Origin of the sequence: Pseudoalteromonas sp. bablab_jr010 (assembly GCF_016464105.1) — a bacterium.
Lineage (GTDB): Bacteria > Pseudomonadota > Gammaproteobacteria > Enterobacterales > Alteromonadaceae > Pseudoalteromonas > Pseudoalteromonas simplex.
This window is the reverse complement of record NZ_JACDWV010000070.1, coordinates 17,734-37,360: the sequence shown is the minus strand read 5'-3', so window position 1 is coordinate 37,360 and position 19,627 is coordinate 17,734. Positions and strand designations below refer to the sequence as shown.

The following is a 19,627-nucleotide window of genomic DNA, read 5'->3' as shown; positions in this document are numbered from 1 at the left end:
GCATGTGCTGCGGGCATGTGTTTAGGATATGCGCAGCAGGCAATGTTTACTGGTATGGGCTTATCGTCGATAACGCGAACTCGGTGTGCATTATCTCATCACCCTTGATACCTTTAAGCGCAATACGAATGGTAGGGTCTGCTTTTTGCCAATCGATTGTTAAGTCGCCGTAGTTCACCTCATGAGTGTAATCACCAACACGGTGTTTATTAGGGCTAACATCTTTCCACTTCTCTGTAAGCCCAGAGCTGGTCATTTCATATAAAGGGTAATCTAGGTTTTGTTGATATTTAGACAGCTCCCCCCAGTGAGTATCGCCACTGACAATAATCACACCATTTACTTTATGCTTTTTAATAAGCGCAAATAAACGCTCACGATCAGCCGGATAATTAGCCCATGACTCCCAGCCTGTAAAATCAGCCAATAACTGTAAGCTTGAGGCAATGATTTTTATCTTTTCATCTGACTTAAGCTCTTGTTCAAGCCATTGCCATTGGCTTTCGCCAAGCATAGAGGCGTTTTTATCAGTTGTTGGGCTATAAGGCCCTTGTTTTGCAGGTTTTCGCTCAAGTTGATAAGTCATCGCCGATACGTGATTCAACGGTGCGCGATTAAAACGAAGATCAGGCATGATGACTTTTACTGTTTGCTCACCTTCACCGTACGTGTACGAAGTGTAAATACCATCTTCACGAGTTCTGCGATCAGAATCCGCAGGCTCTTGCCAAAAGTCGAGCATGATTTTTCGTGATTGCTGTTTTTTGGGGTATTCGCTGCCAGCATCATTTTCGCCATAATCATGGTCATCCCACATGGCTATTATCGGCGTATTCGCACGTAATGTTTTAAAGCCCGGCTTTTGCCCTAAACGTTGATATTTATCGGCAAGTACCGACATATCTTCGGTATCTCCATAAATGTTATCGCCAAGGAACATAAATAAATCCGCTTGCTCTTTGTTGATGGCATCAAAAATTGGAATAGCTTTGTCTTGATGACCACATGAGCCAAACAAAATTTTACTTGGCGCGGCAATCGCACTCGCACAACTAACCAGCATTAATCCAGAAAAGGCGCTTCTAAAAAAACTAAAAGTTAAACTCATTTTAAAATCTCCTTAATCGGCGCTGCCATCTTCGGGTTAACTTGCTGACTGTTGATACCTAAAACGCTCAACACAGTTGCAGCCACTTGCGCTTGTTTAAGCTCATTTTTGGGCTTTATTAAGCCCTTTGTTTTTATATCTGGGCCAATGGCCGCTAACCAAATATGCTCAGAGCCAACAATACCGTTTGGAAAACGTTGCTTACCTTGCTCTGAACGTGCCAAAGCACGCTTCGAACTATGATGCTGCCAATCATCTGCATGACTGCCACGGCCATGATCGGTGGTAATGATCAATGTGGTATTGTCTTTATAGCCCGGTGTTTGTTGAATTGTTTGCCAAAGGTCACGAATAAACGCATCACTTTGTTTAGCCGATTTTAAATAGGCATCGTATTTACCGTTATGAGCAAAGTCATCGGTTTCACCCAAGCTAATAACAAGCAAACGCGGCTGTTTATTTAATAAATATTGTTTGGCAAATCGGTAGGTAAAGCTGTCGAGGCGCACATTGTGCCAAGGACTGGGGATCTCGCTTTGCATTTGGTTAAGCAGAGTCACTTCGTTTGACTTCACAGCATCAAAAGCTTCAAAGCCAGCATTAACATAAACCCCACTACGCTCACGATTTACAATATAGGGAAACACATCCCAGCTACCAAAAAGCGCGGTTTTACCTTTAAATTCTGGCTGAGTATTTAAACTCTCTAAAATGGTTTTATTGGGGTTAGGCACTTTATCGTTACTATCGATATTTTCATCTACCATACCGGTTAAAATTTCACTGTAACCTGGGTATGAGAAATACCACGGGTTGCTTACCGACATCAATGAGCCTTGAGTTCTATCGCCAATCAAAACGCCTTGCTTTGCCAATGTTTCACTAAAAAATGGCATTAACGCTTGAGTTCGCTGTGCTTGATCATCTCGCCAAAAAAGCGCCTTTAGTTCATCTGTATCTGCAACAAAATCAGTGTTATTGATTAGGTTTTTATCTGCACCAGAGAACACTTCTTGCCAGCGAAGGCCGTCAAGGGTAACGAGCACAACATTGTCGGCAGCTTTACTGTTTAAGCTTAATAGTGATGCCGCTACAACCGCCGTGGCTAAAATTAATTTTTTCATATTTCACCTGCAAAAAAGCCCATCAACGATGGGCTATTTAAAACGTTAGCTTATTACTTAAAACTGCGCTGTAAGTGTTAAAGCTGCGGTACGTGGTGCACCAATAAAGTAGGTAGAGCCATTACCTGTGCCACCTGCGAGATATGATTTATCAAACAGGTTATTCACCACAAATGCAAGGTCGATTGATTTAAACACACCTGAATCAAGGCTGGTATTATAACCAATGTTTAAATCAACCAAGGTGTAACCATCAACCTCGTTACGCGAACGGGTTTGCTCATCAGTCCATGCACCTAAACGCTCACCTGTGTATTTAGCTGATAAACCAAAGCGAAAATCACCACTGTAGTAATCTGCCGATACCACAAATAAATCTTGTGCTGAGTCAATCACTTCATCACCCGCTTTAAAGCTGGCTGTTGCATCTTCAAGTAGCTCACCATCGCTGTTGTAAGCACTTGGATCGTTCGATTGATACTCAGAGTTATTGTAGGTATACGATGTGTAAAGATTCCATTTGTCAGTCAGCATATAGCTTGCTGAAAGCTCAACACCTGTTGACTCAATACCACCTACGTTGATGTAAGAACCGTTCGTGCCAATGGTGTAGTCAATACCATCGGTATCACTGCCCGGAGCAATAAAGGTAATGCGGTTATCAAATTCAATGCTGTAAGCGGTTGCTGTTAAGCTTAAGCGGTCATCGCTGTAACGCACACCTAGGTCGATGTTTTCAGCTGATTCAGGTTCAATTTCGGTCAGTGTTGATGAATCACGTTCAAGTACACCATCTTTAATTGCCGCAAAGTTTTCGCTGTAGCTGGTGAATAGCTCTGTGCTTGCAGATAGCTGATACAGCACACCACCGCTGAATAGTACGTCTGAATCACTGTCGATTTTATCTGAGTATTCATCTTCAAAATGATTATAACGCTGAAGCTCAACAAGGTACTGTTTAGCACCTAAATTAAGTGTGAAGTCGCCTAAACTGATTGAATCTTGTACGTACCATTTGAATGTATCTGTTTCGAAGGTGTTTTTGTACTGTGTCCAATACGGCGTATGGTCAAAGTGATGATAAATACGGGCATCAATAACTTTATGCCAGTCACGTGACTCATCACGGTCTGTTTGTTCAAACCAAAAACCGGCTTCAATGTCATGGTTGCCAAGGGTTACTTGGTATTCACCGGTCATACCTAAGCGGTCTTTTTTATAGTGAGTATGACGATACGACATAACCGGAATCGCATCATCTGGGTAACAGGCTGGGTTTAAGCCAGGGCCTGAAGACCATGGCCACTCTAAACTTGCCGTACAACCTGCAGCAGGTGCCAGTGGGTTACCCTCACTATCTGTAAAGCCATAATTGCCAGCATTTTCGCCGCCAATCGTTGTTGGATTTCCATCATCAACCGGTGACGTTAAATAAGGCGGGATCCAATCGCCACGACCTGAGTTTTTATGATAGTAAGGTGACAAGCTTAAGTTTGAAGTGGCACCTAATGCGTAATCAAACTTTACATACGCAAGAGTATTTTCACGCAGTGTACCCCAGCCCTCAGCAAACATTTGATCAAAATGCGGCACGCCAGTCCAATTCCAAGTTAAACGATCCCAATCAGGGTTTTGTTCAAACTCGCTAATGCTAATGCTGTTATAGTTAATTTCGTGAACATCATCATACGAAACACGACCTGTTACAGTTAAGTCACTAAAGTCTGATACGAACTTCGCTTCGATGTGCTGATTGTCTTTACCACCATTGCTGCCATCACCAATCCAGCGGCTAGTGTCTGTTTGCGAATAGCTGATATAGGCTTGCGTGTTATCAAACACAGTTCCAGTTTCGTGCTTAACAAAGTAACGGCTAGCGTTATGATCGCCCGTTGTGTAAGCAAACGTAGTGCTTTGCTCAGTGCTCGGTTGTGCACTCACAAAATTAAAAGTACCACCTAATGCTTCGAGTGATGCAGAGGCAATATCAGACGTACCTTGCCCTACTTCAACTGTTGCTAAGTTTTCGCTGTCTAAGTAACGGTTTGCTTTTGCACCGCCACCATAGTTAGAACCGCCATTAGGAATACCATCAATCGTCATACCTAATTGCTGTTGATTACCATCGATACTAAAGCCACGCATAGTAATGGTGGTTGACCAGTCGTCTCCACCGAATGCATCACCTTCGTTGATGCTAATACCCGGTAGGTTATCAATCACGGCTAACACACTTGATACTGAGCTTTGTTGCTCAAGCATGGCAGGTTCAATAACGTTATTTGCATAACTGGTTGGCTTTGCAACAACGGTAATTTCTTCAATTTCGTTAGTCGTGTTTGCATGTGCCGATGTTGCTAAAAGCGTTGCGATCACAAGGCTTAGCTTGGTTTTTTTTGCTACTGTGCTCATTGTTTTCCCAAGGTTACGTATTTAAAAGCGGGCACAGTATGCAGAGCGTGTATTACATTTAGGGGCAAAATTTTTGACACAACAGTTAAACAATTAATGCATTTTCATGGCAGATTTAAGACTTAACTGTTTAATAAATAAGAAAGTATTAGAAAAAACGCCCAGTTAAATTAACTGAGCGCTTGTTGGTTGGACAATATTATTAGGTTTGCTTAAATCAGTTCAGCCAGCATTTCGTCGCTGTATGGTGTTAACGCTTCACCATTTTTAACTTTACTTATGTAATCTGGGTTCGCTATGAATGGGCGACCAATCGCAATTAAGTCAAATTGGTTATTATCGATAGCTTGATTAGCTGTCTCAAAGCTATAGCTACCTACCCCGACTAAGGTACCTTTGTACGCACCGCGCATATATTCAGATGCTGACTTATCACCTAAGCTTGCAAAGCGCATGCTGTCATCAAAAATACCAACATGTAAGTACGCAAGGTTACGCGTTTCAAGGGCTGGTAATAGATAATCAAATACCGCCTTATCACCGTCACTTTCGGTCATATTAAAATACGCACCTGGCGATAAACGTAATGCAGTTTTATCTGCACCAATTGCTGCCACTACTGCATCAACAACTTCAAGGGCAAAACGCGACATGTTTTCTGGTGTTTGACCGTATTGATCTTCACGTTGGTTGGCAGCAAAGTGTAAGAATTGATCAATTAAGTAACCATTTGCACCATGAATTTCAACCCCGTCAAAACCCGCTTCAATTGCGTTTTCGGCCGCTTTTGCGTAGTCAGCAATTAAACCTTGAATGTCTTCGATGGTTGCCGCTTTTGGAGTAACGTAAGTTAATTCACGCATTCTCGGTACCGACCCCTCTACACCAATTGCTGATGGTGCCAGTACATCACCACCAAAAAAGTGAGGATGAGCAACACGACCAACATGCCAAAGCTGAGCAAACATTTTGCCGCCTTTAGCGTGCACAGCATCGGTCACTTTCTTCCAACCTTGTATTTGTTCACTAGTAAATAAACCCGGCGTATTTGGATAACCTTGGGCATCTGGGCGGATAATCGTTGCTTCGCTAATAATTAAGCCCGCATCAGCACGGCGTGCATAATAATCAACCATTGCTTGTGTAGGTACTAGGTTATCGTCGCTCATACAGCGTGTAAGGGGTGCCATTAGTACACGGTTTTGCAACTCAATGCTGTCATTTAGTTTAAACGGAGAAAGTAAATCGGTTGTCATGGTTTTATCCTTATCTTGAACATACATTCAAGATAAGGGCGAAACAAACATACTTCAAGGTTTATTTTGAATAATCGTTCAAGATTACGTAAACTTCGTTTATAAAGCGTGAGGAGCCTTAATGAGAACTGCTGAATTTGATACTGAATTTGTACTACGCCAAGCCATGCATGCTTTTATGCAATATGGCTATGCGAAGACCAGTATGCAAAAATTAAAAGAAGTGACTCACCTTCACCCGGGCTCTATTTACGCGGCTTATGGCAACAAAAAAGGCTTGTTTTTAGCCGCCACCGAGCAATATCAAAAAGACAGAAACCAACAATTTACTGCCCTTTTTAATGACCAACAATCAATTTTATCGACCCTCAAACATTACTTAACTGTGATTGTTGATGAGTGTATTGAAGGTGAAGTAGCTAAAGTGTGCTTGCTTACAAAGAGTATCTCTGAGGTTGAAGGCAACGACCCTCAGATTTGCACTGTGCTGCGTGGTAACTTAAACGCTTATGAGCATGCCCTCGCCGAACAACTTCAAAAAGCGCTAGATAACAACGAATTTGTAAGTAGCAAGTCAGCGCAACAACTGGCGCGCTTTTTAGTCATGGGCATATACGGTATTCGTACCTATGCGCTGACAAATCAAGACCCTAAATCTCTACAACAACTTGCTGACGATCTATTTGCTGCATTAGTAAATTAATTTAGCTATTAACTTTACTTGTCATATTAATTTATCACCTTATGATTAAGGTGTAGCTGTGTATAACTAAAAGAGTGAGCCTGTCATGAATAATGCAACTGCTAAACGTGTTGAAACTGAATTTGATGCTGTACTCGCCTTAGGCGCTAAGAAACGACTCGCTTATATGTTTGAAACGGTTCAAGAGTTTAAACAAGTGTGGATCCTCAATGATGATCATGGCTGCGTCATGCTCTCTAATGAAGACGACGACTGCGTGCCTGTTTGGCCTAGCCGTGAATTTGCCCAAAGCTGGGCAACCGGTGAATGGCAAGACTGCACACCAAAAGCCATCCCTGTAAAAGACTGGTTAAGTCGCTGGACGCCGGGCCTTGAGCAAGATGACTTACTGATTGCAGTATTCCCCACTGACCAAGACGACGGCACAATTTTATTCCCCGATGAGTTTGACTCACAACTGAGAATGCCAAAAAGACGATTTTAAATGTAAGGGAGCCAAGCGCTCCCTTTTTTATGCGATTTGTTGTAACCGCAGTGCCGAAATATCTTTTATCGGTGGCTTGCCAAAAAAGCGTGTGTACTCGCGGCTAAACTGGGATGGACTCTCGTAGCCCACTTTTAAAGCCGCAGAGCCTACATCAATTCGCTCATTAAGCATTAATTGCCTTGCCGCCTGCAACCGTAAGTTTTTTACGTATTGCAATGGGCTCATCTTTACCACATCTCGAAAATGTAGCCTGAATGTCGACGGACTCATGTGCGCATCACGAGCTAAATCATCAATTGAAAATTGACTGGTGTAGTTTTCTTTTAACCAACATAAGGTTTTGGCGATTTTTTGATGGGCAGAGCCAGACATCACAATTTGCCTTAAATAAGGGCTGTGCGGACTATTTAACAAGCGCAATATAATTTCTTTTTTAATAAGTGGCGCAAGGTTAGCTTTTAATTGAGGCTCTTTGTCGAGTTGAATAAGCCTAAGTAAAGCGTCAAGCAAGCCATTGTCAGTATCAACCACCGACATGGCTTGGTGTTTAGGGAACTTGTCTTGCCCTGCAAAATCCATTTCAGCAACAATATGGCTGATTTCATGGGCATCTAAACGTAAGTAAATGCCGTAAAATGGCTGCTCTTTACTAGCACGCGTTATTTGTGAAGCTACGGGCACATCGACTGAGGTCACTAATGATTGGCCGTCAGTGTAATCATAACTATGTTCACCCAACACAACTCGCTTTGCACCTTGCAAGCTAATACCCAGCCCTAACTCATACACGCAGGCCATCGGTAATGAAACTTCGCTTCGTCTGAACACCAATAACTCTGGAATTGCTGTTTCAAAATTACCGTCTGCAACCGCTATCGCTTTAACCGCTTCTATTAATGCCTGACGCATTTAGATTACCTCTAAGAAATACTCAATTAAGTGTATCACCGTAATTTGAGGTTAGGACCATTTTAGGTAACAGTTCGTTATTTTAGGCAAAAATTAAATCATTTATGGCAAGCAGAAACAGTCATCATCAACCATAATGTATTTTCAATTTTTCGATTGCATGCTCTTTGCAATCAGCCAATGCTACAAAACCTCAATACAATCAATATCTAAAATCAAAAGAGAAATTATGAACCATAACAACACGGATTTATTTGTGTTTGTCGCGATCGCTGCTTTGGTCACCGTTCATGACAAGCCCTTGTTAAAACGAGCATGTCAGCACGCATTGAATGATGGCGTTTCAATGCAAGAGTTGTGTGATATTTTACCGCATATTAGTGTGTATTCAGGGGTGCCAAAAGCATTGCTGTCGCTAGAGATTTTAAAGTCCCTTGATAATATTCAAGGTTCAAATGCGTTGCTTATCAAACGCACAGAGCAGCAGCTAAAAACCGCACTCACATTTGGCCAACTACCTTTTGGCATAGAACAGCAAAACAACAGAGTTTTTGAGCTTGCCTCTTTAGGCGCTTTGTTTGCATTAGACGATGCCAGCAACTTAGTTAGCGAGCAACTTAAACGCTGTGTACTGCTTGGTTATAGCCATGAACAACTTGAATTATTAGTGATAGAACTTGCCAGAAAGGTCAGTAGCCACATAGCGATGCGCGCTAAATGTAACCTTGAAAAACACTTTGCAATGGTGGGGTAAATTTAAGAAATGGCGGGCGATGAGATTCTCAAAAAAAATCATATCGATATTTTTTATATAAATAAGTAAAAAATAAACAAAAATTGAAATACAAAATGGAGTACTAAAAAATTAGCGCTCCATTTTAAAAATGAAGAGGTGAGTTCATTAAGACTGAAATTTTTCTTTAGAAGCTTCTGATGTGGAATGTACTATTTCTTTAACTCTACTAATCAGTACTTCTAACCCTTCATCCTCAAGTAATTTATCTATGTTAACTTCAAAACCAGTTGTTATTATCGGAAAGTCAGCTAACTCTTGAGGCTTTGTAGTTAAAGGGAAATCTGAACATTTACACCATAAATCATAATACCAGTTCCCCTCCATTTCTTGAAATGGTGAATAGACTTTAAAACTTATAATACTTTTAGACTCTTCGACCGATGGCTTTATCTTTAGAGCATCGGGTTGCCCTCCCAAATCAGGCTTACCATCAACAGCGGTGTCTAAGTCAACTTTAATCTCCAAAATATAGTGTTCTGGTTCAATTTTATTGTTATCAAAGTCAGTTTTAAAAATAAAAACACTAGACAGTGCCGGTAACAAATCCCACTGCCACTTTTCGAAAGGATTTACCGTTAAATTCGCAGGTCGGTCAAAAATAGCTGGTCGCCATGCATAAAAGTGTAAGTTTAATTCAGCAGAGATTTTATTTAGATTACTATATAAGCGCTGGTAAAATGCAGCTAATAAACGATGCCCGGTTCGAACTTGCAATAAAAGCGCTTGATTTGCTTTATTTTTATCCATCTATTGATTTCCTTGTGATATTGAACTTAAAGACAAACTATGTAAATTTGCATTGAAAAAGTCACTAAATCTCCATTTATTATCAAAACTTAATACTTCGCTTAAGCATCTATGATCTAAGAACATTGAATTAAATGAACTTAAACTTAGATCTTCCCATTTAAAGTCTTGAATAGAAACACTATAAAGCCCTAAAGCAGCAAGCATATCATCAATAATACGCTTCTCTCGCAATTTGGTTGAACTAGCAAGCTCTTTTAACACCGGAACTAATTCATGCCAATTTTTTGCTGCAGTATGTTTTAAAACTGTAAAATCATTTTTTAGATCTTTGAGCTGTCTATTTACTCCAGCTTTAGGTACACCTCCAAGTGCCAAGAAAAATAGAGGCTTATTTTTAAAAGAGCTATTCAATATTCCTTTTAATTCTCTAGACCACTGCTCATAATACTGCTTTCCTCCTGAAGGGGATTTAATTTCAATTAATATATTAACTTTTTTGAAATTTAAAATAACATCGGGTTCAACAAGCTTTTGTTGATCGTTAACAAGGTTAAATCTCGGCCAATATTCTACTCTTTCCAATTCACCTAAATCTAATGACTCTAAAATATTATTAAAATCAAAACACTTAGCCAATATTTTAACTTGGGAACAATGATCCAGATAACTAAACCGTTCAAAAAATGCTGAGGTTAAAAGATCTTCATAATTTTTAAAAACGTCCCGCCAAGAAATGACATCTCCCTGACCAATAATAATTCTACCGGCCTTATTATTTAAAACGGCTGTGAGCACAAGTAGCTTCCTTAGTCTTTTCCTTTAAAACTCTAAAGCTATGGTAAAGTTATTATTTTAGAAAAACACCCACTTTCTATTTTATCGTTGGGTGTCACTAATTAATCAACTCTTTAATTAATATAGAGCCTAATTGTCTTGTATTATAGGGGTTACCATTACTATTGAGCACTGAAACTCCCAAGTTTTTCGCAATTTCACGTAAGTATGGTTTACTCGGTGAAACTATTTCACCACTCAAATAGACTTCTATTGTGCCATTTTCTAGCTCTTTTATTTTATAGTTTTCCCACTCAACTTCTTTGATATATAGCAGCTTACTACGATCAGGCTGCGGGTTAAATAATTTAGCTATTGAAATGACTTTGTTACCTGATGTTGTCACTCGCATCATAGCTTCGGCATCATTAAGTGGTAAATCTAACAAGGTTTCTATCTGCATTTCATCAGTGTTAACCCTTAAAATAATAATACGATCAACCCGATCTAGAGTATTAGGATTAAAACTAATACTCCCGCTGCTGTGGATTCTGCCTGTAGTTTTGACCGAAATGCGCTCACCAAGACTCGACACCACATCATAACCTGCTTGGTTCACTTCAGTTGCCATACGGCCATTCGTGATTAGTGCAGCGTAAAGCTCCCCTATCCTGCCCGTCAAGTGCCTGAGCTCTGTCACAGGAACACCCCAATTTAGCTCTCTTTCTAGCCAGCTCATTGCTTCGCCCAGAGACTGAATAATTTGCATCTGTGTTAGAGCCATGTTCATTCCTTAAGAAATCAATTGCTGCTCTTATTATTAACAACATACACTGTTTATTTTATCTTTGAAATACAGAAATTTATTCGATTACTTTGCTAAGGAGTATTTAAAAATGTGCGGGATTATTTGAGGTGCAATTAAAATACACTTATAAATGGCTGCTAAGTAAAGAAATGGCAAAAAGAGTAACTTCAACAATCTTACTTATTTTTGTAAAGAAATGGCGGTGACGGAGAGATTCGAACTCTCGATACGTTGCCGTATACACACTTTCCAGGCGTGCTCCTTCAGCCACTCGGACACGTCACCTAAGGCGCTGCTTAGAGTTTAGCAGCGGCGTTATAGTATGAAAACAACCCTACAGACGCAAGGGCTTTTTAAAATTGTGCTGCTAAGTGATTAGTAATCAAACAAAAAAGGCAAGGTAAACACCTTGCCTTTTGTAAATAGATATCTCGTTCTTAGCGTTGAAGCGTTGCTGAAAAATCTAACATACGGTTAAGCGACTTTAATGCGCCTTCGCGTAAGTCCATATCAACAAACACTTCTTTACCTTCTGGGTCTGTCAGTGCTTCTTCAATCGCTTTTAAGCCATTCATTGCCATCCACGGGCAATGTGCGCAGCTTTTACATGTTGCGCCTTCACCTGCAGTTGGTGCTTCAAAGAATTCTTTCTCTGGGCATAACTGCTGCATTTTGTAGAAAATGCCACGGTCAGTCGCTACGATGAACTTTTTGTTGTCCATAGTTTGCGCTGCTTTGATTAGTTGGCTTGTTGAGCCAACCGCATCAGCTAAGGCTACAATCTCCGCAGGAGACTCTGGGTGAACCAATACAGCCGCATCTGGGTGTAAGGCTTTCATATCCTTAAGTGCTTTGGTTTTAAACTCGTCATGAACGATACAGGCGCCATTCCACATGATCATGTCTGCACCTGTGTTCTTTTGAATGTAAGAACCTAAGTGTTTATCTGGGCCCCAAATGATTTTTTCGCCTTGCTCATCAAGGTGCTCAACGATTTCTAGGGCACATGAAGAAGTCACAATCCAATCTGCACGCGCTTTAACAGCGGTTGATGTATTTGCATATACTACTACCTTGCGATCAGGGTGCTGATCACAAAACGCTGAGAATTCTTCAATTGGGCAACCTACGTCTAATGAACAGGTTGCAGCAAGCGTTGGCATAACAACTGTTTTATTTGGCGTTAGGATTTTTGCTGTTTCGCCCATAAAGCGAACACCGGCTACCACAATTACATCTGCGTCGTGCTTAGCGCCAAAACGCGCCATTTCTAGCGAGTCAGCAACACAACCGCCTGTTTCTTCAGCTAGTGCTTGAATTTCAGGATCAGTGTAATAATGGGCAACAAGAACCGCGTTCTTGTCTTTTAATAATTGTTTGATACGTGCCTTATACTCAGCTTGCTCGTCTTTTGATAACGGAGCTGGCTTTGGAGGGAAGATATAATCTTCAGGCATAATTTGTTCAGCTAGACTCATTTCTCGACCACTTAGTCCACAGTGCATTCATGGCGCGAATTATACGAGAATCTTAAGCTAATGAACAGTATTGCTGTGAGCTGTTAAGATAAATAAAGGATAACTTAGAAAGAAAAGATAAATCAGGAATGGTGGGTCATGATGGACTTGAACCATCGACCAATGGATTAAAAGTCCACTGCTCTACCAACTGAGCTAATGACCCGCTCTGGATATTTTGATACGTAAATCCGCCGATATGAGACCATTCGAAGAATGGTGGGTCATGATGGACTTGAACCATCGACCAATGGATTAAAAGTCCACTGCTCTACCAACTGAGCTAATGACCCGCTCTGGATATTTTGATGCGTAAATCCGCCGATATAAGACCATTCGAAGAATGGTGGGTCATGATGGACTTGAACCATCGACCAATGGATTAAAAGTCCACTGCTCTACCAACTGAGCTAATGACCCGCTCTGTTGCTTATAAAAAGCTGCGTAAATCCGCCGATATGAGACCATTCAAAAGAATGGTGGGTCATGATGGACTTGAACCATCGACCAATGGATTAAAAGTCCACTGCTCTACCAACTGAGCTAATGACCCGCTCTGATGCTTGTAAAAGCTGCGTAAATCCGCCGATATAAGACCATTCAAAAAGAATGGTGGGTCATGATGGACTTGAACCATCGACCAATGGATTAAAAGTCCACTGCTCTACCAACTGAGCTAATGACCCGCTCTGATGCTTGTAATAAGCTGCGTAAATCCGCCGATATAAGACCATTCAAAAGAATGGTGGGTCATGATGGACTTGAACCATCGACCAATGGATTAAAAGTCCACTGCTCTACCAACTGAGCTAATGACCCGCTCTGGTGCTTGTAAAAAGCTGCGTAAATCCGCCGATATAGAACCATTCAAAGAATGGTGGGTCATGATGGACTTGAACCATCGACCAATGGATTAAAAGTCCACTGCTCTACCAACTGAGCTAATGACCCGCTCTAATTGCTTATAAAAGCTATACGTAAATCCGTCGATTAAAGATTACCATTCTAGGAGAATGGTGGGTCATGATGGACTTGAACCATCGACCAATGGATTAAAAGTCCACTGCTCTACCAACTGAGCTAATGACCCGCTCTTTTTTCCGCATTTTGGCTGTTGTTACCAATCGCCTGCTGCGGGCGCTTATAATACTTATTTAAATGCTGAGTGCAACAGAAAATATCTCTTTTTTTAAGTTTTTATGTCTAGTTGCCTAATTTTAGACCGCTTATGTCAAAAAGCAGTCTAATCAGGTCAAATCTACATTTGCGACAGACGTTCTGTGGCTAATTTAGCAGCGGTAGTACTTGGGTACTGATTAATTAAATCATTAAAGGTTTTAAGGGCTTGCTCGCCTAAACCTTGATCCGCTAATAAGTTTCCTAACTTTAACATTGCATCTGGGCGCTTATTAGAATTAGGGTATTCATTCACAACAACTTTAAAGTGCTCAGTCGCACCTGCTTGATCGTTTTGAATAGTTAACAGCTGACCTAACCAATAATGCGCATTAGATGCATACACTGAATTTGGGTATGTCGTTAAGAATGCTTGAAACTCAGGAATTGCTTGCTCATAACGTTTATCTTTCATGATTAACGCCACTGCACGCTCATAAGCTTCGTTTTCAGATAAGTCTGAACTGATTGCCTGTGATGCACCTACATCTGTATAAGTATTTGTAGGTTGAGTTTGTGTTGCAGCAGGCTGGCTATAAGCTTGGCTAACTCGGTTCTCAATTTCTTGATATAGCTCACGCTGACGTTGCAGTACTTTTTCAAGCTTATAGCTTTGCTCTTCTGTAATACCACGTACTTGGCTCACTTCGTCTTGTAAAATATTAAGCTGCTGCTGAAGCTCAGCTTGCAATAAATTACGTGACTTCATCATGTTTTCTAAAGCGACTAAACGCTTCTCAATGCTCGATTGCGAGCTTGCAGCTTCTGAAACAGGAGCGGGAGCAGCCCATAACTGGGTGCTCCCGCTTAAGATCATTGCTGCCAAAATAATTTTCGGCTTCATAATGACTCTTTATTAGTAAACTAATACTGCGCGACGGTTCTTCGCGAACGCTTCTTCAGTGCGAGACTTAACCATTGGCTTCTCTTCACCATAGCTCACTACTGACATTTGGCTAGCAGAAACACCTAAACTTTGTAAGTATTTTTCTACTGCTTGACCACGGTGCTCGCCTAGTGCGATGTTGTACTCAGGCGTACCGCGCTCATCAGCGTGACCTTCGATTAGTACTTTAACTGAAGGGTTTTGTACTAAGAATTCAGCGTGTGCTTGTAATAGTTCAGCATACTTGCTTTGGATTTTTGCGTTATCAAAACCAAAGTAAATGATTTGCTCTTGACGTAACGCTTCGTATTTTTCACGAAGTGCTTCTTCAGCTTGTTGCTCTGGAGTAAGCGTTGCAACTTCAACAGTATCAGTGTTGTTTGATTGCTCAACCATACCTTGGTTAGATTGGTTTGCAGCACCTTCATCAACACCTGAAGAAGAGCTACACGCCGCTAATGTCATCACTGGCACAGCAATTAGCAGGCCTTTTAAAGTTTTATTAAGTTGCATTTAATTGATTCCTATATTGAGTAAACCAGTATAATTACTGTAAATAAGGCGACCAAGCCGGTGCCTTAACTTGTCCGTCTAGCACAGGTAAGCGTGCTTTAAAGCGACCATCCATAGAAACTAACGCCAACACCTGTTTATTATTATGAAGCGTGCTGTAGATAATCATCGAGCCGTTTGGTGCGATACTCGGCGATTCATCAAGGCGTGTTCTAGTTAATACTTGGAACGCACCTGTAGCTAGCTCTTTCTTAGCAAGATGGTATTGACCGTTGGTACGGTTCACCATCACTAATTCTTTTCCATCTGGAGAAACCGAACCTGCTAGGTTCATATCTCCGTCAAACGTCATGCGTTTTGACCTACCAGTTTGCAAATTTAACTTATAAATCTGGGCATTACCACCCCTTTCAGACGTAAACACAATATCTTGCCCATTAGGGAACCAAGATGGTTCAGTATCTATACTACGGTGATTTGTAAGGCGTCTTTCTTTGCGAGTTGCAAGGTCTAAAACATATACTTCTGTTGCACCATTGCGGTCTTTAGAGAGCACTAATAGTAGCTTTTTGCCATCAGGTGAGAACTGTGGCGCACCATTAATACCAGGGTGACTTGTGATCAGCTCACGTTTACCCGTGTATAAATCTTGAATGTAAATTTGGCTTTGACGATTTTCAAATGTTACATACGCAAGCTTAGTACCATCTGGTGACCATGCCGGTGACATTAATGGCTCTTTCGAGCGAAGTAATACTTGCTCATTAAAACCATCATAATCAGCAACAACTAATTGGTATGGCTTAGGTTCACCATCACGAACGATGACATAAGCAATCTTCGTTAAAAATGCGCCCTTTTCACCAGTAAGTGCTTCATAAACTACATCGCTAATACGGTGCGCATAACGTCGGAAACCCGTTTCAGCTATTACACTTTCTCTTGCATCAAGAATATGGTCTTGGCTTTTAACTAACTTACCGTTACTCATCATCTGTGTTTGACCACCCGTGATCTGACCACGAATAACATCAATAAGCTCATACTTAACTAAGTAACGTCCACCTGGCTGTTGTTCAACTTGACCAACAAGAACGGCTTCAACACCTTTATTAACCCATGCAGCATAGTCAACGTCAGTATCAGTTGCTGGTAATTGAGGCATTGTTGCTACATCAATAGGTTTAAATTTACCACTACGCATTAAGTCTGCTGCAATAACGTTACTTAACTTTTCAGGGATGGGGCCAACCCCATTGTATTGAAATGGCACAACCGCAATCGGACGTGCACCATCAACACCTTCGGTAATAACAATTTCTAGTGCAGCACTGGCGATGCCATGAAAGCCCAGTAATACAATAAAACATGCTGTTTTTATCTGGTTGAACATATCATTCCTTTAGAATTCTGGCTTGATTGTTAAATTAATATTTTTAAGTTGCTCAAATACGTCTTTATCGGGTGATACCGGGAGTGTATCTGCCATACGAACAGCTCGAAGCGCAGCTTCACACACTAATTTATCACCACCTAATGACTTAACTTGTGTTACTAAGCCATTAAAGCCAAGACGAATATTTACACGACATTGTTTATTCTTCATCTTTTCATCGATAAGTAAAGTTTGCTGAATACGTGCCATTATTAAGGCTTTGTATTTGTCGACTTCACTTACAATTTGCTGTTGACGAACTTTATTTCGTGCAGCTTGCTCAGCAGCTAACTGCTCTTGCAACATTTGCTCTTGCAATGCTTGCTGGCGTTTACGCTCGGCTTCGGCTTCTTTGCGTTTACGTTCAGCTTCTGCTTCGGCAGCTTTACGCTTACGCTCTTCTTCCGCTTTCTTTAACGCCTCTTCTTCAGCTTTGCGCTTTTCTGCTGCAGCTTTTGCTGCTGCTTCAGCTTCTTGCTTTTGCTTTTCGGCTTGTTGCGCTTTAGCACGTTCTTTTTGCTGAATTTCACGTGCTTTTTTCGCTTGTGCTTCGGCTTCTGCTTTTTCTTTCTCTTTCGCGCGGCGCTGTTGCTCTAGCTTTTTAAGACGACGATCTTCCGCTTCACGTTGCTTGCGCGCATCATTGGCACGTCGTTCAAGATCACGAAGACGCTTTGCTTCAGCTTGTTTTTTCGCTTCTTCTTGCTTTTTTAGCTCAGCAATTTTTTGTTCAACCTTTTGTTGGTCTACCGTAACCGCTGAAACAGCCTTTTCTGGCTCAGGCATAGCTGGATTCAAAGTTACTTCCATTACCTTAGGAGTAGGTAAATGAAAACTAGCTGATCCAATTAAAAAACCAATAATACCCAGATGTAATAGAATCGATTTGATTAATGACTCACGCATACTAACCCTCAAATGATTCGGTCATTAAACCCACTGAAGGCACACCGGCATTTTTCAAAAAGTCCATGAGTAGCAGTACTTCTTGATAAGAAACACGGCCCGAACCTTTGATCATCACTGGCGTATCTGGATTCTTTTGCAGCTGAAGTTTAATCACTGCAGCAACATCCAACGCTTCCATTGGTGCTTCAGGATCTGTACCAATACTTACATAGTACTTACCTTCAGCATCAATTGACGCAATAATTGGAGGCGTGTCTTTAGTATCAACAAGATCCGATTCTTCCATTTTTGGCAAATCTACTTTTACACCATGAGTAATAAGTGGCGCAGTTGCCATAAATATGATTAGTAGTACCAACATTACGTCAATGTAAGGAACTACGTTTATCTCACCTACTGGGCGACGTTTCTTACGCTGGTACATTCGCTTTAGCCTCTATTTGCGCAGCAGCTTGGCGGTGTAAAATATTGGCGAACTCTTCCATGAAGTTAATATAATTACCTTCAAGCTTTTCTACTTTGTTTGCAAAACGGTTGTAAGCAATAACAGCTGGAATTGCAGCAAATAAACCCATTGCTGTTGCGATTAGTGCTTCAGCAATACCTGGCGCTACCATTTGTAGCGTTGCTTGCTTAACTTCACCTAATGCGATAAATGCGTTCATAATACCCCACACCGTACCAAACAGGCCGATGTAAGGACTAATAGAACCCACTGTTGCTAAAAACGATAAACTTGACTCAAGCTTTTCAACTTCACGCGATAAAGCAACACGCATTGAACGGTGTGTGCCTTCCATAACAATACTTGCACTTTGTGGTGAATTTTTCTTATGACGTGCAAACTCTTTAAAACCTGCAACGAATAATGCTTCAACACCTGATGCGCCACCAGGACGCGCTGATACTTCGTTGTATAATTTACTTAGGTCAATACCCGACCAAAACTTCTGCTCAAAGCGCTTTGCGCCATTAAGTGCATCAGAAATCGCTTTTTTACGCTGAAAGATAATTGCCCATGACATTACCGACATACCGACTAATGCCAACATTACTAGCTGGACAAGTACACTGGCTTCTAGAATAAGATCTAAAAAGTTAAGCCCTGATCCCACGTTAAACTCCTAAAATAGATTTCTATGTAATTTGTTATATTTTTTACACTTGTATTTATTGACCACAAAGGCGGCCAAAAGTTACATCTAGTGTATCTAGTCAGCTGTGAACTGACAACGCTCTTGCTGTGAATTAGCGGCAAATAACGGTAAAAAGCAATTTGCTTAGTTATTTTTTAGCCATATTAGGTTTTATCAATACAATTATGCATATTTTCACCTTAATAATAAGTCATTACAGTGACACTAAAAAGCAACCAAAACAGCCAAAAACTCGGCGTTTATTCATAAATAACGCATAAACACCCAAAAGCACTTTCACGAATCTACTACAGAATACTTAAACTAATCCTGAATAAAGTTCTTAAAATTTATAAAAACCTTCCCATTCATAAACTTAAAATTAATATATTCACAATGTGAACAAAAAGAAAACAATTAAAAAACATACTCGCATTAGTTTTTTTTATCTGAAAATAAAATTTTTCTAGTTTGAAGAAAAATCCATCATTGCGTATTATTTACCTATACCGAGCTAGCAACCTCATGAAAGTTTCTTTCATTAAGCTCCGTTTTTAGCAATATGAAAATTCGTATTGCACTAGGTTTGCTTAGATCTGGATAAAACCTTTTTTAAGTAGACCGTAGTTCCCTGGATTACTTCCTTCAACTTGTTGTTTGCCCGCATCCTTATGCGGGCTTTTTTTTGCCTACACAAACGTCAATGAGAATACCTATCGATAACTTAACAGCATGTGAATTACAGATGTTAAAATGAGACAACAACCCAGTGGTAAGCGGTAAGCGGTAAGCGGTAAGCGGTAAGCGGTAAGCGGTAAGCGGTAAGCGGTAAGCGGTAAGCGGTAAGCGGTAAGCGGTAAGCGGTAAGCGGTAAAAATCTACTTACCCGTTGGATACAAGCAATTTATCTCGATAAAAAGCAGCCCTT

The 19,627-nt window shown here is 40.8% G+C and carries 18 protein-coding genes and 9 tRNA genes; 3 read left to right on the top strand and 24 right to left on the bottom strand.

Features of this window, described 5'->3' with window-relative positions; translation table 11 throughout:
* Positions 1–46 precede the first annotated feature (46 nt).
* From JIG37_RS05675 to JIG37_RS05660, 4 genes are all read right to left on the bottom strand, one after another.
* Positions 47–1,063, bottom strand: a complete 1,017-nt coding sequence (locus JIG37_RS05675; RefSeq protein ID WP_244664356.1) for an alkaline phosphatase D family protein — start codon at positions 1,061–1,063, stop codon at positions 47–49.
* A gap of 41 nt (positions 1,064–1,104) precedes the next feature.
* A complete protein-coding gene (locus JIG37_RS05670) occupies positions 1,105–2,232 on the bottom strand; it encodes a sulfatase-like hydrolase/transferase (RefSeq protein ID WP_199528917.1) in 1,128 nt (375 codons plus the stop codon).
* A gap of 57 nt (positions 2,233–2,289) precedes the next feature.
* Positions 2,290–4,644, bottom strand: a complete 2,355-nt coding sequence (locus JIG37_RS05665; RefSeq protein ID WP_199528916.1) for a TonB-dependent receptor — start codon at positions 4,642–4,644, stop codon at positions 2,290–2,292.
* A 212-nt stretch (positions 4,645–4,856) separates the two neighbouring features.
* Positions 4,857–5,900, bottom strand: coding sequence for an alkene reductase (locus JIG37_RS05660; protein WP_199528915.1), 1,044 nt, complete (start codon positions 5,898–5,900; stop codon positions 4,857–4,859).
* A 121-nt stretch (positions 5,901–6,021) separates the two neighbouring features.
* Here JIG37_RS05660 and JIG37_RS05655 point away from each other — a divergent pair, with 121 nt between their 5' ends.
* Positions 6,022–6,603, top strand: coding sequence for a TetR/AcrR family transcriptional regulator (locus JIG37_RS05655; protein ID WP_062565206.1), 582 nt, complete (start codon positions 6,022–6,024; stop codon positions 6,601–6,603).
* Positions 6,604–6,688: 85 nt separating this feature from the next.
* Positions 6,689–7,087: a DUF2750 domain-containing protein gene (locus JIG37_RS05650; protein ID WP_199528914.1), complete on the top strand. Its 399-nt coding sequence runs from the start codon at positions 6,689–6,691 to the stop codon at positions 7,085–7,087.
* Positions 7,088–7,114: 27 nt separating this feature from the next.
* Here JIG37_RS05650 and JIG37_RS05645 read toward each other — a convergent pair whose 3' ends face one another.
* The gene (locus JIG37_RS05645; RefSeq protein ID WP_199528913.1) at positions 7,115–7,999 is read right to left on the bottom strand and encodes an AraC family transcriptional regulator; all 885 of its coding nucleotides are present in this window, start codon (positions 7,997–7,999) and stop codon (positions 7,115–7,117) included.
* A 229-nt stretch (positions 8,000–8,228) separates the two neighbouring features.
* Here JIG37_RS05645 and JIG37_RS05640 point away from each other — a divergent pair, with 229 nt between their 5' ends.
* Positions 8,229–8,753, top strand: a complete 525-nt coding sequence (locus JIG37_RS05640; protein ID WP_199528912.1) for a hypothetical protein — start codon at positions 8,229–8,231, stop codon at positions 8,751–8,753.
* A gap of 147 nt (positions 8,754–8,900) precedes the next feature.
* Here the strand turns inward: JIG37_RS05640 and JIG37_RS05635 are convergent, their stop codons facing one another.
* From JIG37_RS05635 to tolQ, 19 genes are all read right to left on the bottom strand, one after another.
* Positions 8,901–9,542: a hypothetical protein gene (locus JIG37_RS05635; RefSeq protein ID WP_199528911.1), complete on the bottom strand. Its 642-nt coding sequence runs from the start codon at positions 9,540–9,542 to the stop codon at positions 8,901–8,903.
* On the bottom strand, positions 9,543–10,340 hold the full coding sequence (locus JIG37_RS05630) for a hypothetical protein (protein WP_199528910.1): 798 nt from the start codon (positions 10,338–10,340) through the stop codon (positions 9,543–9,545).
* A gap of 97 nt (positions 10,341–10,437) precedes the next feature.
* A complete protein-coding gene (locus JIG37_RS05625) occupies positions 10,438–11,103 on the bottom strand; it encodes a hypothetical protein (protein ID WP_199528909.1) in 666 nt (221 codons plus the stop codon).
* A 221-nt stretch (positions 11,104–11,324) separates the two neighbouring features.
* A tRNA-Ser gene (locus JIG37_RS05620) sits at positions 11,325–11,412 on the bottom strand.
* 152 nt (positions 11,413–11,564) lie between these two features.
* Positions 11,565–12,605, bottom strand: a complete 1,041-nt coding sequence (gene nadA, locus JIG37_RS05615) for a quinolinate synthase NadA (protein WP_054561293.1) — start codon at positions 12,603–12,605, stop codon at positions 11,565–11,567.
* Between the two features lie 129 nt (positions 12,606–12,734).
* Positions 12,735–12,810, bottom strand: a tRNA-Lys gene (locus tag JIG37_RS05610).
* A gap of 51 nt (positions 12,811–12,861) precedes the next feature.
* Positions 12,862–12,937: transfer RNA gene (locus JIG37_RS05605), tRNA-Lys, on the bottom strand.
* Between the two features lie 51 nt (positions 12,938–12,988).
* Positions 12,989–13,064 (bottom strand) — tRNA-Lys (locus JIG37_RS05600).
* A 57-nt stretch (positions 13,065–13,121) separates the two neighbouring features.
* Positions 13,122–13,197 (bottom strand) — tRNA-Lys (locus JIG37_RS05595).
* A 57-nt stretch (positions 13,198–13,254) separates the two neighbouring features.
* A tRNA-Lys gene (locus tag JIG37_RS05590) sits at positions 13,255–13,330 on the bottom strand.
* A 57-nt stretch (positions 13,331–13,387) separates the two neighbouring features.
* Positions 13,388–13,463: transfer RNA gene (locus tag JIG37_RS05585), tRNA-Lys, on the bottom strand.
* 56 nt (positions 13,464–13,519) lie between these two features.
* A tRNA-Lys gene (locus JIG37_RS05580) sits at positions 13,520–13,595 on the bottom strand.
* Positions 13,596–13,658: 63 nt separating this feature from the next.
* A tRNA-Lys gene (locus JIG37_RS05575) sits at positions 13,659–13,734 on the bottom strand.
* A gap of 168 nt (positions 13,735–13,902) precedes the next feature.
* Positions 13,903–14,664 carry a tol-pal system protein YbgF gene (gene ybgF / locus JIG37_RS05570; RefSeq protein WP_054553017.1) on the bottom strand — a complete coding sequence of 254 codons (762 nt, stop codon included), beginning with the start codon at positions 14,662–14,664 and terminating at the stop codon, positions 13,903–13,905.
* A 12-nt stretch (positions 14,665–14,676) separates the two neighbouring features.
* The gene (pal, locus tag JIG37_RS05565) at positions 14,677–15,219 is read right to left on the bottom strand and encodes a peptidoglycan-associated lipoprotein Pal (protein WP_054553016.1); all 543 of its coding nucleotides are present in this window, start codon (positions 15,217–15,219) and stop codon (positions 14,677–14,679) included.
* A 34-nt stretch (positions 15,220–15,253) separates the two neighbouring features.
* On the bottom strand, positions 15,254–16,612 hold the full coding sequence (gene tolB / locus JIG37_RS05560; protein ID WP_199528908.1) for a Tol-Pal system beta propeller repeat protein TolB: 1,359 nt from the start codon (positions 16,610–16,612) through the stop codon (positions 15,254–15,256).
* Between the two features lie 9 nt (positions 16,613–16,621).
* Positions 16,622–17,560 (bottom strand): cell envelope integrity protein TolA, encoded by a 939-nt coding sequence (gene tolA / locus JIG37_RS05555; RefSeq protein WP_054553014.1) that lies wholly within the window; start codon positions 17,558–17,560, stop codon positions 16,622–16,624.
* Between the two features lies 1 nt (position 17,561).
* Entirely contained in the window at positions 17,562–17,987 is a 426-nt protein-coding gene (tolR, locus tag JIG37_RS05550) for a protein TolR (RefSeq protein WP_054553013.1), read from the bottom strand.
* Entirely contained in the window at positions 17,974–18,678 is a 705-nt protein-coding gene (tolQ, locus tag JIG37_RS05545) for a protein TolQ (RefSeq protein WP_054553012.1), read from the bottom strand. The genes tolR and tolQ overlap by 14 nt, the downstream gene beginning before the upstream one ends.
* Positions 18,679–19,627 lie beyond the last annotated feature (949 nt).